Below are 13829 nucleotides of genomic sequence, written 5' to 3'. Positions count from 1 at the left end.
GGAAGATCATCTTGCCACTTGCCGTTCTGGACCTGACGGTCACTCGTCCGACCGCGGACCGACGTATATGGACCGATCAGTTCAGGTCATTCCCGGCCCTTCGGAACTGGTGGACCACCGTGCAGCGCATGTCCCGCCCGGACCCCGTGACGGGGCTTCCTTGCGTCCGTCCCCGCATCGGCGGCCTGGAACTGACGGCGTCTCCGGTCACTCCGCCGCGTCCCTTTGCCTGGCGGGACGAGGGCGGGCAGGACGCCGCCGCCTTTGACGCCGCGTTCGGGGCGGATCAGACGGATCTCACCTTTCGCCACCCGGCGCTGACCGGGCTCTGGTCGTTCGTCCATATCCGCCGCGTCGGCAAGGGGCGGGCATGGAGCATCCAGACCAACCCCGACGCCACCGGCAGCCTGACGATCCAAGACAACCCAGCCCGCACGTCCACCGAGGGCTGCATGAATCTGAACGTCCTGGGCACTAAAATCGACCAGCGGGCGACCTATACCCGGGCCCCGGTGACAAGCACCCACAGCACGACTTTCCAGACCATCGATTTCACCGCCGGATCCCTGAAAGGCGCCGTGAACGACGATGCCCCCTTGACCGCGGCGTGGCCGGCATGGACCGCCCAGGTTGGGCTGATCGGTCCGACCTGGAAGATCCGCATCGGCGAGGGCCGCGCGAATGGTCCTTTCACCGGGACCTATCTCGATTTTGCCCTGATCGAGGGTGATATCTTCGCGATGCCCCAGCTTCGCACCCTGTTCCTGGACTATGCCAAAAGCACCTACCGAGGATAACGCATGCCCAACATCCTGTTTATCGCGGCCGACGATCTGGCGCATGTGGACCGTCTTCTGTCCCTGCTGATCCCGGGGTTCGACCTGCCGAACCTGCGCCGGCTTGCCGAGACAGGGACGGATTTCAATCGCGCCTATTGCGTCGTCTCGGTCTGCGAGCCGGCCAGAACGGCGGTCATGACGGGCCTGTCCCCCGCCGATACGAAGTCGTTCGACCTTTCGCTTGGATGGGAAAGCCTCGTTCACCCCAGAAACACCTGGCTCTATCAGTTGCGCAAGGCCGGGTTCTACACCGGCACCACCGGGAAGGTCTTTCACGGCTACCGCCCGCAGCCGCCGGGCGTCTACCGAGAGTTGTACGACTCGCCACCCTTCAATGTTGGACCGTTCACCCCCGCCAAACCGATCGAAAATCGGGGCGGAATGTGCGGCGGGGTCTACGCCGAGGACGCGCCCTGGTACGACGCAAGCCGGGCGAACGACACGATCCATGCCCTCACCCATGTCCTTCCGACGGATCGGCCCTGGTATTGGGAATGCGGGTTTCACCACCCGCACCTTCCCTGGACGACCCCCGCCCGGATTCACGATCTCGTCGCCCTCGACGATGTGATCATGCCGTCAGACTGGAAGGGCGGGTTCGATACCATGCCCTTCGTCAACGAGTTCATCACCTCGGGCACCCTGAATTACTCGTCGTCCGATCCGGCCGAGTGGACCGACGAACAGGTCCTGTATGTGCGCAAGACGATCCGGAACTATGCGGCCGGCTGCCTGTGGATGGATGAACAGCTTGGGCGCGTTCTGGATGCATTGGACGCCTCTCCCCACGCGGACAACACCGTCGTGACGTTCTACAGCGATCACGGCTATCACCTGTCCGACCACGGGAGATGGCACAAGTTCACGCTGTACGAGCAATGCGCGCTGGCGCCGATGCTGATTAGGGTGCCCGGGCAGACGCCCCGGAAGGTGACGCAGCCGGTCAGCCATGTCGATCTGGGCGCCACCATCCTGGACCTGTGCGGTCTGCCGGTGCCCGACAGCTTCATGGGGCAGAGCCTCAAGCTGTGGATCGACGGCGCGACGCCCGCGCCCCGGGCCATTCCGACCTTTTGGTACGGCTCGGTCAGCATCGCCAAGCACGACAAGCGGGTCACCGTCTATCAGGACGGCACGGGCGAGATGTTCGATCTGGATGCCGACCCCTGGACTGTCAGGAACATCGCCGCGAAGGATCCCGACTATGCGGCCCTGCGCGAGGAGTGCATCCTGGCCGCGCGCGCATGGGGCATGCTGATCGTGGAAGAGGCGATCGACACCTCGCGGCCCAGCAACATTCAGTCCTTCCTGGGGACCGAGGTCACGGATCGTCGCTTTGCCACCAGTTTCGTGGCCCTGGGCGATCTGCACAGCAAGGGGCGCTCACCGAACCATCAGCGGATGTATTCGAATTCGCATCACGGTCGGACCGAGGTGCGCATGCCGCCGCATATCGAGGACTTCCAGCTCCTCGGGATGCACAGCGCGGCGATCAAGATCGTCGGCAATGCATTGGACAACAAGATCATCATGTCCGACGTGTACTACAAGAAAATCGAGCTGGATCTGGGCGACGGCAATGACGAGAACGTCTCTCCGGGGCGGACGCAGATCGTGGCTTATGGGGGCCGCGGGAACGACATCCTGCGGGCCGGCACCTGGGGCAATAACCGGCTTTACGGCGAACAGGGCAACGACACCCTGATCGGCAACAGCGGCAACGACCTGCTTGACGGCGGTGCGGGGGATGACAGCCTCATCGGCGGCGCAGGGAACGATACGCTGATTTCGGGCTCCGGCTTCGACACGCTGATCGGCGGAGAGGGCGACGACCTGCTGATCAACGATGCGGGCGGCTCCGACATGCATGGCGGCGCTGGCGCCGACATCTTCCGCATCTATCGCACGGGCGTGATCAGCTATGTCCGTGACCTGACCGAGATCGACACGCTCGACCTTTCGGATTGGGGCGCTCTGGGAACGGCGCTTGTCCGGCAGGTCGGCGACGATGTCGAGGTGACAGCAGGGGTGGAAAAGGTCATTTGCAACGACACCAGCGTCGCGAATGTGCGGGCCCGGACGATCGGAATTCTGACTGTCGAGTGACCGGATCGTCAGAAGGTCCTGTACCTCATTCCATCCGAACATTGGGCCCGGCTAGAGAGTGCTCTGCCCCTTAAAAACTGGACCGTTTGAAACTGGAGTTTTCGGCTAACCTTCCCTGGCTGGGAGAGGAGCTGAGAACGATGAAGGCATCGAGGTTCACGGAGGCGCAGAAGGCGTTTGTCCTGAAGCAGGGTGAGGAAGGTACGCCGGTGGCCGAGGTCTGCTGAAAGGCGGGGATCAGCCAGGCGACCTACTTCAACTGGAGGAAGGAGGATCAGTGAACAGTCCGGTGGACTGTTCACCCGACGAACGCGGTATGGCGGTTTGCTTCCGGACGAGATGCGCCGGCTGAAGGCGCTGGAAGATGAGAACAGCCGGTTGAAGAAGATCGTGGCCGACCTGACTTTGGATCGGGAAATGCTGCAGGATGTCATCCGCCGAAAGCTCGTTCGCCAGCCGGCTTGAACCGGTGGCGCCTGCTGGCTCACCCTGCCCGGACACGGGAACTGGTTGACGGGATGTTGGTGGGCTGGGGCATATCGATCCGCCGGGCATGTGAGGCCCTGCGCTTTGACCCGTCGAGCTACCACTACAAGTCCCGCCGAACCGGGCAGGCCGCATTGGAACTGAGGATCCGGGAGATTTGCGAAACACGGGTGCGCTACGGATATCGGCGTGTCCATGTCTTGCTGCGACGGGAGGGCTGGCAGGTGAACATCAAGAAGACGCGCAGGATCTACAATGAGTTGGGTCTGCAGCTGAGGAACAAGAATCCAAGACGTCGGGTGAAGGCGAAGCTGCGCGATGATCGCCAGGAGGCAGTCGGACCGAACGATGTCTGGGCCATGGATTTTGTTCATGACCAACTCGCCCTCGGCAACAAGCTGCGGATTCTGACGATCGTGGATACGCATTCCCGTTTTTGTCCAGCAGTCGACCCGCGCTTCGCTTACCGCGGTGAGGATGTGGTCCGGACACTGGAACGGGTCTGTGCCGAGGTCGGCTATCCCAGGACGATCCGGGTCGACGATGGCGAGCCGAATTTATCTCTCGCGATCTCGACCTGTGGGCTTATGCCAACGACGTTACCTTGGACTTCTCACGCCCTGGAAAGCCTACTGACAATGGCTTCATCGAGGCGTTCAACAGCAAGCTTCGGTCCGAATGCCTGAACGCGCGTCGCCATTGCCGCTCGGACCAATGGCGCGACAATGGCAACTTCATGAGCTTTGTGGACGCGCAGGAAAAACTGGAGACTTGGCGTCGGCACTACAACGAGGAGTGTCAACGGCGGCGTAAAAACCGGCTACGCGGCGGCGCAAAACCAGGCCAGTGGCGAGGCGCCAAGCGCCATGGCGCGCGCGCTTCCCAAATAGCTGGCGCGTGCCATGGCGCTTTGGCCCGCAGGGCCAATCTCGCAAGGTGCGATTATGTGGTTGCTTCGGCCTTTCGGGCGCGGCTTTGTCCGAGCCGATAACTGTCGCCGTTCATCTCGAGGATATTGACGTGGTGGGTCAGTCGATCGAGCAATGCGCCGGTCAGGCGTTCGGTGCCGAAGGTTTCAGTCCATTCGTCGAATGGCAGGTTGCTGGTGATCATCTTGGAACCGCGCTCATAGCGCTGAGAGATGAGCTCGAACAAGAGCTCGGCACCGGTCTTGGACAGCGGCACAAAGCCTGGTTCATCGATGATGAGCAACTTGACGCCATCCAGCTGCTTTTGCAGGCGGAGCAGGCGGCGTTCGTCGCGGGCCTCCATCAGCTCGTTGACCAACGTCGCGGCGGTGGTGAAGCTGACCGCCATGCCCTTCTGACAGGCGGCCAGCCCCAGTCCGAGGGCAACATGGGTCTTGCCCGTGCCGCTCGGCCCGAGGGCGATGACGTTCTCGCGCCGTAGGATCCATTCACAGCGGGCCAATTCCAGCACCTGCATCTTGTTGAGCTTGGGGATCGCCTTGAAGTCGAAGCTGTCGAGGCTCTTGGTCGTCGGGAACTTCGCGGCCTTGATGCGTCGCTCGACCATCCGCCGCTCGCGGTCGATCAGTTCCAATTCGACCAGGCGCGACAGGAACTGGACATGGTCCAGCCCTTCAGCGGCGCATTGGCGCGCAACCTTCTCATACTCCCGCAGGAACGTCGGCAGCTTCAGCGTTTTCAGATGGTGGGTGAGCAGGATCCTCGGGGCTTCAGTCATGCTACATCTCCCGACAGCAGGGACATGTAGCTCGCCACGGATGTGGTCGCGACGTTGGCGCGCGGCAGGTAGGGGTAGACATCAAGGTCCAGCTTCGGCGGACGCCTTTCGACCTGACAGAGCACAAGGTGCTTAACGGCATCGAAGCTGACGGCACCCAGTTGCAGCGCCTTCTTCACGGCGGCGTGCAGGTCGTCGAGGCAGAAGGTCTCGAGCAGGCGTAAAACCTGAACATACTCGCGGCGTCCGACTTTGTTCATCCGCGCCTCCATCAGTCGGCGTAGGATCGCGAACTCTGGTGGTAGATCCCACTCGGCCAGGGGCGCCGCCTGGTCCAGGGCGTTGATCTTGCGCTCGATGAGCGGAAGATAGTGCACCGGATCGAAGACCATGTCCTCGCGGTCATAGCAGCGGGGATGACGTGCGATGACCTCGCCACCGCAGCCGATCACGACCTCGGCGACATAGCCCCTGATCCAGACATCGCGGTGTCCGTAAGCGACCGGCACCGAATAGTCGTTGGTCTTGTAACGCACCAGCGCCTGCGAGCTGACCCGGCCAGTGGCCTGATCGCAGGCTTCGAACGGTGCGGCCGGCTGGTCGGACATCGCAGCCAGATCCCGCCCAAGGCGCTGGCCGATCGTCTCGGACTGGCCGCGCAGGACATCCCCCTGACGCCTGCGGCATTGCGCCTCCAGATGGGCGTTGAACGCGTCCCAAGTCGCAAACTGCGGGATCGGCACCATGAAGTTGCGGCGAGAGTAGCCAACCAAGCCCTCAGCGTTACCTTTGTCGTTCCCCTTGCCCGGGCGGCCGTAGCGGTCGCGGAACAGGTAATGCGACAGGAACCCGTTGAAGAGCGTGGCTCGCTGGCGCGCCCCGTCCGGCAGGATCTTCGCAACCAGGCAGCGGTCGTTGTCGTAGAGGACCGATGCGGGCACCTTGCCGAAGAATGCGAAGGCCTGGACGTGACCGTCAACCCAGGCTTCCGCGGTCGCCGCTGGATAGGCCCTGACATAACAGGCATCGCCGTGCGGAAGGTCCATGACGAAGAAATGCGCCTTCTGCTCGACACTGTCGATGATGGCCACCGCCTCGCCGAAGTCGGCCTGGGCATGTCCGGGCGGGTGTGCCAGCGGCACGAACATCTCGCGGCCGCGCCGTTCGCGCTCCCGCATGTAGTCCTTCACGATCGTGTAGCCGCCGGCGAACCCGTGCTCATCGCGAAGCCGCTCGAACACCCGCTTCGCCGTATGCCTCTGCTTGCGATGGACCTCCCGATCGCCCTCCAGCCAGCCGTCGATGATCCCGGTGTAGGCATCCAGCTTCGGCCGCTTCACAGGGGCCGTCCGCCGATATCCGGGCGGAACCGAGAACGTCATCATCTTGGCTACGCTGTCGCGCGCGATGTTGAAATGACGCGCTGCCTCGCGCTGGCTCATCCCCTCGGCACAGGCCAATCGCACTCTACGATACAAGTCCACGGTGAAAATCCTCCCGCCCTCCCTGTCGCCAGAAAGGGTAAAGGTGGACGACTTTTACGCCGCCCGCAGCAGGGTCATCCCGCCGCTACCGTGGCCGATTTTTGCACCGCCGTTCTCACGAAGGACACCGAGACCAGGATCGACGCGCCGATGAACAGCACCGATGTGCCCGCATCGCCCAGGGTCAGCAGCCCCTGCGCCCCGATGATGCCCAGGGTCTGCGCGATCATGTAGGCCGACAGCACCTTGCCGCGCGTCTGGTTGGTCGAGGCCGCGTTCAACCAGCTTTCGGCCGCGACATAGACGCCCGACATGCAGAACCCGACCAGCAGACGCAGGAGGGTCCAGGCCCAAGGCTCGGTCAGCAGGGGAAAGGCGATCAGCGCCGCCGACATCAGGCTGCCAAGCGCCGCGAAGACGCGCACATGACCGACGCGGCGGATCATCACCGGCGTGGCGCGCGCCCCCGACAGGAAGCCCATGAAATAGCCCGAGGTGACGATCGCCAGCTCGACCGACGAGAACCCCTCCAGGCCGCCGCGCAGGCCGATCAGCGTGAAATGCATGCCGTTGCCCAGCATGATCAGCACGATCCCCAGCAGCAGGGCCCAGACACTCGACAACACGGTCATCATTGTGGGCTGTCCTATCCGCTGCCTGTCTCGCCTATCTGGTCACGATACGGTCGGTCCGCGTCACGGTCAGGACGGTTTGCGACAGCATCTCCGTGCGCTGCTCCCCAACCTTGGACCGCCGGATGCTGGAGTTTTCCGGCTCGGTCATGGCGACGGGCTGGCTGCGCCGCCGGGATAATGCAGGGCGATCGGGACGTTATATCCGATCGCACTATGAGGTCGGTCCTCGTTGTAGTGCCTACGCCAAGTCTCCAGTTTTTCCTGCGCGTCCACAAAGCTCATGAAGTTGCCATTGTCGCGCCATTGGTCCGAGCGGCAATGGCGACGCGCGTTCAGGCATTCGGACCGAAGCTTGCTGTTGAACGCCTCGATGAAGCCATTGTCAGTAGGCTTTCCAGGGCGTGAGAAGTCCAAGGTAACGTCGTTGGCATAAGCCCACAGGTCGAGATCGCGAGAGATAAATTCGGCTCGCCATCGTCGACCCGGATCGTCCTGGGATAGCCGACCTCGGCACAGACCCGTTCCAGTGTCCGGACCACATCCTCACCGCGGTAAGCGAAGCGCGGGTCGACTGCTGGACAAAAACGGGAATGCGTATCCACGATCGTCAGAATCCGCAGCTTGTTGCCGAGGGCGAGTTGGTCATGAACAAAATCCATGGCCCAGACATCGTTCGGTCCGACTGCCTCCTGGCGATCATCGCGCAGCTTCGCCTTCACCCGACGTCTTGGATTCTTGTTCCTCAGCTGCAGACCCAACTCATTGTAGATCCTGCGCGTCTTCTTGATGTTCACCTGCCAGCCCTCCCGTCGCAGCAAGACATGGACACGCCGATATCCGTAGCGCACCCGTGTTTCGCAAATCTCCCGGATCCTCAGTTCCAATGCGGCCTGCCCGGTTCGGCGGGACTTGTAGTGGTAGCTCGACGGGTCAAAGCGCAGGGCCTCACATGCCCGGCGGATCGATATGCCCCAGCCCACCAACATCCCGTCAACCAGTTCCCGTGTCCGGGCAGGGTGAGCCAGCAGGCGCCACCGGTTCAAGCCGGCTGGCGAACGAGCTTTCGGCGGATGACGTGCCTCGCAACATCTCCCGGTCGAGGGTCAGGTCGGCCACAATCTTCTTCAACCGGCTGTTCTCGTCTTCCAGTGCCTTCAGCCGGCGCATCTCGTCCGGCAGCAAACCGCCATACCGCTTCTTCCAATTGAAGTAGGTCGCCTGGCTGATCCCCGCCTTGCGGCAGACCTCGGCCACCGGCGTGCCTTCCTCACCCTGCTTCAGGACAAACGCCTTCTGCGCCTCCGTGAACCTCGATGCCTTCATCGTTCTCAGCTCCTCTCCCAGCCAGGGAAGGTTAGCCGAAAACTCCAGTTTCAAACGGTCCAGTTTTTAGGGGGCAGAGCAAACGACAGACGGTCGCGCACCTGATACTCGATCTGGTCGTCGGACAGGTTGTAAAGCGCGCCCAGCACCAGTGTCTTGAACATCAGCACGGCATCCATGGGTTTGCGCCCGGCACGTGACTTGCGCTCTGCATCCGGCTTGCGCCAGACACGCTCCAGCGTCGGGCGGAACTCATCCCACGGCACGACAACGTCGATTTCGACCAGTGGGTCCCTCTTGGCGTCCAGGCTCGCGTAGCGGTCCGAAAGATCAAAGAAACCCAGCTGCGCCATCGTCAAAATCCAAGCCGCCGATCACCCTCACTCATACCGCAGCAAGACGGGTCAGGCAATTCTTCGAGGTGCCCTTAAGAATCAATCAGCGTAAGGCATTATAACCCCGTCATCCTTCCGAAAAAGGATGCACGGGCCAGAGGAAGATCGAGGGTCATAGACAAACCCCCGGGCTTCCATTGCCAAGAAAATATCCCGAATGCCTGCCAGACCATATAAGTGGTCATGAGTCTCGAGGAAAACGCGATCCACCCCTTTAAGGCTTGCATTCGACAGAAGCTCGCGTTCGGCTCCCTCGATATCTAGTACGACGACATTTATGGATTTATTCTCGATAAAGCAGTCAATATCCGACGACTGCAGGATGACAACTTTATCGAAAGGTCCTTGCTCTTCTAGCATCGAAGACATCCAAAAATCTCGCCTCACATAAAATGCATGATCTTTAGAATTTCCTGCGGAAAGTAAACCTTGGCTATACTCGACATTGTTGATGCCATTTTCTTCGAGAACTACACGCCCGAGCTCAACAATATCAGGATTTGCATCAAATGCCCAAATAAACACGCTAGGTGATTTAGCCATTACGGCTGTAATGATCCCAAGACCTGCCCCAAGCTCAAGAACACGATCGCCTTTCTTTAAAAGACTGTGTGCTATGCGCGCTTCTTTAGCTTCGTATTGCCCTGAAATGATATAATTCAATATGACATCAGAGACGTAAATTTTATCGAGGGGAATAGTAACGTCATGAAGTATAAAATGCATCTTCCTAGGCTCTTCCTGAAGCTCATTATATTGCTTATCCGAACTGTAACGCGATACTCCGGAGGTGACCGAGCTGCGAATTCGCTACAGGCCGTCCAAATAAAAACCCCTGGGCGACATCGCAATGAAGCTGACGTACAATATTGTGCTCCTCCTCGGTTTCGATCCCTTCGATGATGACTTCTTTCCTCAAAAGGCCACCAAGATCACTCACCATTTTCAAAAAATCCTGAGCTTCCTTGTCCTTTGTAATCCCTCTTACAAAACTTTTGTCAAGTTTTATGGTATCGAATGGAAGGCTGCGAAGCCGAGCCAGGGATGAGTGACCCTTTCCGAAGTCATCAATCGCCACGGAAATTCCAAAAGATCTGAGTTGACTGAGCACGCATGCCAAGTCGTTCTGATCTTCCAAAAGGGCTGATTCGGTAATCTCTAATTCCAATCGTCGCGGATCCAGCCCTGTTTTGGACAGAACATGCTTGACTGAGATGATAAAATCCGGGTCTTGAAGCTGTATTGGCGAGACATTGACTGCCAGTTTTGTTGGCTGCTTCCACGTGCATGCCTCAATGCAGGCCTTGGTCAGAACCAAAAGCCCCAAATCTTGAACGACCCCAATCTCCTCGGCAATGGCTATGAAGTCGGAGGGAGGTATTGACCCTCGTACGGAATGCGTCCAACGGGCGAGGGCTTCCATGCCACGAATTTCCATCGATTGGAGATCGATCTGGGTTTGATAATTTACATCGATTTTTCCGGCCTGAATCGCCAGGATAAGATCAGTTTCAAACTGCTTGCGGTCATCAAACTCTTGGGCCATGTAATATTCAAACAGACAAACCCTATCAAGATCAGAGGCCTTAGCACGATACAGGGCAATATCTGCGAACTTGAACATTGTCTGAGCTGTCATGTCGTTTGAACCCGCAGGGACAGTCGCGACGCCGATCGAGCATCCGATTTTGATCTGCCTACCAGCGATGAGGTACGGGGCAGAAATGGCCGAAACCAGATCGCGTGCATACCAAACTGCCTCGTCAAGGGATCTATGACAAAGCACGCACGCAAATTCATCTCCACCAAGGCGGGAAAACATGAGGGGCGAATGGGTCATATTCCGCAACCGATCGCTTACTTGGCAAAGAAGAGAATCTCCGGTATCGTGACCAAAGGTGTCGTTAACGCACTTGAAATCGTCCAGATCTATAAGAAGCAATGCTATCTTATCGGGTTCAGTGGCCACATTGGACAAGCTCTCTTCAAGCATGCTCCACAGTGGAGTTCGGTTGGGCAGGTCGGTAAGCGGATCATGATGTGCCGCATACTCGAGAAGTTGATTTTTATTACTCAGTTCCAGTCCTGTCGAGATCAGTGTTTCATTTAAATCTTCAGTTCTCCTTTGAGCGTTATCGAGCAAATAATTCTGGCGAAGCAGTACAGCTAATAAGATACACCAGCACAGAATAAAAAAGGCAACAACATATCCGAAGACCTCATGGAGAGAATCCAGATCATTTAGATTTTCATCTACCGATGCCCAGCTTTGCTGAACGGCCTGAGAGGAAAATCTTGTAATATCGCTAATTATTGAGTTCAATTCAGTCAGGGTTGCGATTGTTTCAACCCTGTTGTTGCTATTCAAGTTTTGGTCGAGCTCATTTAGGATCGTTTGAAGCTCCTGAATTGTTTCCTCTCGCGCCGGAACCTCCTTAAGGAAGGTGTTAAGTGTTCCCTCGTACAGGGATGCCAACCTGCTGAAGACGATATCCAGTCTAAGGACGGTCTCCGCGTCATTTAGTTCCTGATCGTTAAGCAAACCTACCGCAACATTACTTTCCAATCGAAGAACTTCCTGCACAGTCTGACTGACCGCCCAAGCATCGTTATGGTGAACAACCTGTCGGAGTATATCGTGCCGCTCACCTACAGACGACAACAGATAAAGCGTCGCTCCTGCAAAAAGAAAGACCAAAGCGTACAATATACGTCTCAAGATCTCTACCTAATTATAAGGTGTGCGACTTGCCAGGCCGAACGTGAAAAATAAGTCTGACTATTCAATTTTTCGGAACTGTCGTATGGATAGATGACGAATACTGGCCCCTTATCACGTACACTCATGACCTCACCGTTCATCTCGAGGGCCAGAATTACTCCGGTGTCGAAAGCATCTGAGACTGGTATTTCAACTTCATAGTCGTTGAGCGCCACGGCAACGATTGTTTCTCCCTGAGATCCGACAAAATCGAGGAGATTTCCTAAAGGCACGCCCGAGAAAGATATACGCCCGTCGTGCCACGGTGTTGCAGTAACCAGATCTACCATGCCAATCTTTTCCAGCATCTCTCGATCAAATTGCACGGTGTCGCCTAAGTTTGTGTTTTCAATCGCTCCTGACACCTTCAATATGATATCGCCTTCGGGTAGCGGAATGTCCTCGGAGTAGGCCACTCCGCCGGCCCATGAAACTGCAATCACTAGGCAGCAGACTCTAAACACGCGCATTTTTGATACTCCTGTCCGAGGTGGTCTTAACTCATCTGGCGGCGACAAATATTCTAGAGGGGCGCGCTATAGCGTTGGCTCTAAGAGCGAAAACCCGGGTCCAATATTTTTAATGTTACTTTTTTAGTAGTATTCGGATATTTGATAATTTATCTATCTGACTCATTTGCGGAGAACCAACGTTGAAAAAAGCTTTGGATCCAAGCTTTCTTGGACAAACGTCTGACCTTTGGTGAGAATCGAAACGGCATCGTGAGAATGCAAGGACTCCTGATGGCTTGCAACAACACGAAAATCTTTTACGCGGGGGTCCAGTTCTAGGACAGAGTAAAAGGATCTTGCAGCATCCTCGACAAATATTGGGTGCGCCGCATTTAGCTCGGCGAATGCCTGTTCGTCTTCGCGTTTTACCATTACTTGCGTCTCAGTCGGCACGGCTAGTCGCGCCATTTGCACCAAATCCTCAAACCAGAGTTGCTCCCTAGATAACTCTAAAGATAATCGCGCAACCGAACGCTGTGAATGTGGAGTTGCCAGCTGTTGCCGCGTCTGTCGTGCATGTTCTGACAGTTCTAACGAGCAGGGGCATGTGGATGAGTAGACGTAATCCAGATGGATCATCTTTTTGCGGAGACCCGCGAAATCAACTAATTCGAGGGAAATATCATAGTATTGCCAGCCAACCAAGTTCGATCTTAATGATTTAATCTGCATAGGAAATGAGAAACTTAACTGAATTCTTGCGTCGAAACTGTCGATATCATCTTTGTAGCTATCGATAGCTTTCTCTATCACTTCTAACGAATGTCCGTATGACGCGTGGGCATAAAACGACCGCATGATGCGGCTCATATTGATGCCTTTTTTCTCTGCAGCTAGACTCACGGTACCAGTTACAGATGTTTCAATTTCGATATCGCTGCCATTTTTGCGACGGTAGCGAATTGGCAATCGAAAGTTTGATATGCCGACATGATGTATCGCAGTCTTTGCTCCCACAATTAAGCTTGATGGACCATTCTGCAGATCCGGTAATCCGGTTAGATATTTGGGATCTGGCTTAAATTCCTCGGGGTATACTCGACTCAAGGCAGGATGAATTTTGGACAATTCCAGTTGGTTCAGATCGTCGTCCGTTGCCGTTTCGGTATAGATCCGTAGAACTTCCAGAGCCGCCTCTGCACTTTTCCGTGTCGGAAGAATCTTAGCTTGCATTTGCGGTATCTACCTTCACTCGCACATAGCGTCACAATATTCGGTACACCTGCGCAGCGCTATACCAAAAGGTACAGTTCAGACTTTTTTTACAATCTTGGGTAGATTTCAGTTACTTTTCTGTAGGTTCAAGCGTCAGGCAGAAGGCACTTTGTTCTAGGACGATTGTCTGACAAGCGGCGCTGTGGGTTTGGGCCCGTTCTTGATCATGGCCAGAACAACGATTTTCGCCAATGTGACAGCAGAGAGGCATGTCTTCAGGGCTTCGGTCGTAAGGCGTGCCGACTCGTCCTCAATTTTTGGCCGTCCAAACATGATCTCGACACGATTGCGCCTTCTTAGTTGTCCCATCCCGGATGATCACATAGACCCTCGCCGGACCGCATTTTTCGTGGCAAGATCGATCTT

8 protein-coding genes and 4 pseudogenes are annotated in these 13829 nt (G+C 57.0%); 3 read left to right on the top strand and 9 right to left on the bottom strand.

Annotated elements, in window-relative coordinates; translation table 11 throughout:
* Positions 1 to 11 precede the first annotated feature (11 nt).
* From E4191_RS20750 to E4191_RS20740, 3 genes and pseudogenes are all read left to right on the top strand, one after another.
* A complete protein-coding gene (locus E4191_RS20750; RefSeq protein WP_139616244.1) occupies positions 12 to 797 on the top strand; it encodes a hypothetical protein in 786 nt (261 codons plus the stop codon).
* Between the two features lie 3 nt (positions 798 to 800).
* The gene (locus E4191_RS24050; protein ID WP_139616243.1) at positions 801 to 2945 is read left to right on the top strand and encodes a sulfatase-like hydrolase/transferase; all 2145 of its coding nucleotides are present in this window, start codon (positions 801 to 803) and stop codon (positions 2943 to 2945) included.
* Positions 2946 to 3085: 140 nt separating this feature from the next.
* A pseudogene (locus E4191_RS20740) lies at positions 3086 to 4227 on the top strand (IS3 family transposase); the annotation flags it as partial.
* A gap of 146 nt (positions 4228 to 4373) precedes the next feature.
* On the opposite strand, the gene istB reads toward E4191_RS20740, so the two are convergent.
* The 9 genes and pseudogenes from istB to folE2 form a co-directional block, all read right to left on the bottom strand.
* Positions 4374 to 5138, bottom strand: coding sequence for an IS21-like element helper ATPase IstB (istB, locus tag E4191_RS20735; protein ID WP_135311672.1), 765 nt, complete (start codon positions 5136 to 5138; stop codon positions 4374 to 4376).
* Entirely contained in the window at positions 5135 to 6622 is a 1488-nt protein-coding gene (gene istA / locus E4191_RS20730; protein WP_176562690.1) for an IS21 family transposase, read from the bottom strand. The genes istB and istA overlap by 4 nt, the downstream gene beginning before the upstream one ends.
* Positions 6623 to 6741: 119 nt before the next feature.
* Positions 6742 to 7257 (bottom strand): annotated as a pseudogene (locus tag E4191_RS20725) (MFS transporter); the annotation flags it as partial.
* Positions 7258 to 7401: 144 nt separating this feature from the next.
* Positions 7402 to 8580, bottom strand: a pseudogene (locus E4191_RS20720) (IS3 family transposase).
* A gap of 80 nt (positions 8581 to 8660) precedes the next feature.
* A pseudogene (locus E4191_RS20715) lies at positions 8661 to 8933 on the bottom strand (transposase); the annotation flags it as partial.
* An 81-nt stretch (positions 8934 to 9014) separates the two neighbouring features.
* Positions 9015 to 9701, bottom strand: a complete 687-nt coding sequence (locus E4191_RS20710; RefSeq protein ID WP_139616242.1) for an FkbM family methyltransferase — start codon at positions 9699 to 9701, stop codon at positions 9015 to 9017.
* A 34-nt stretch (positions 9702 to 9735) separates the two neighbouring features.
* Positions 9736 to 11694 (bottom strand): putative bifunctional diguanylate cyclase/phosphodiesterase, encoded by a 1959-nt coding sequence (locus E4191_RS20705; RefSeq protein ID WP_176562833.1) that lies wholly within the window; start codon positions 11692 to 11694, stop codon positions 9736 to 9738.
* 5 nt (positions 11695 to 11699) lie between these two features.
* Entirely contained in the window at positions 11700 to 12206 is a 507-nt protein-coding gene (locus tag E4191_RS20700) for a molybdopterin-dependent oxidoreductase (RefSeq protein ID WP_139616240.1), read from the bottom strand.
* A gap of 162 nt (positions 12207 to 12368) precedes the next feature.
* Entirely contained in the window at positions 12369 to 13421 is a 1053-nt protein-coding gene (gene folE2, locus E4191_RS20695) for a GTP cyclohydrolase FolE2 (protein ID WP_139616239.1), read from the bottom strand.
* Between the last annotated feature and the right edge of the window lie 408 nt (positions 13422 to 13829).

The sequence above is a fragment of the Paracoccus liaowanqingii genome, from assembly GCF_004683865.2.
Taxonomy (GTDB): Bacteria; Pseudomonadota; Alphaproteobacteria; order Rhodobacterales; family Rhodobacteraceae; genus Paracoccus; species Paracoccus liaowanqingii.
The sequence above is the reverse complement of the archived record's forward strand: the minus strand, read 5'-3'. Positions and strand labels throughout refer to the sequence as shown.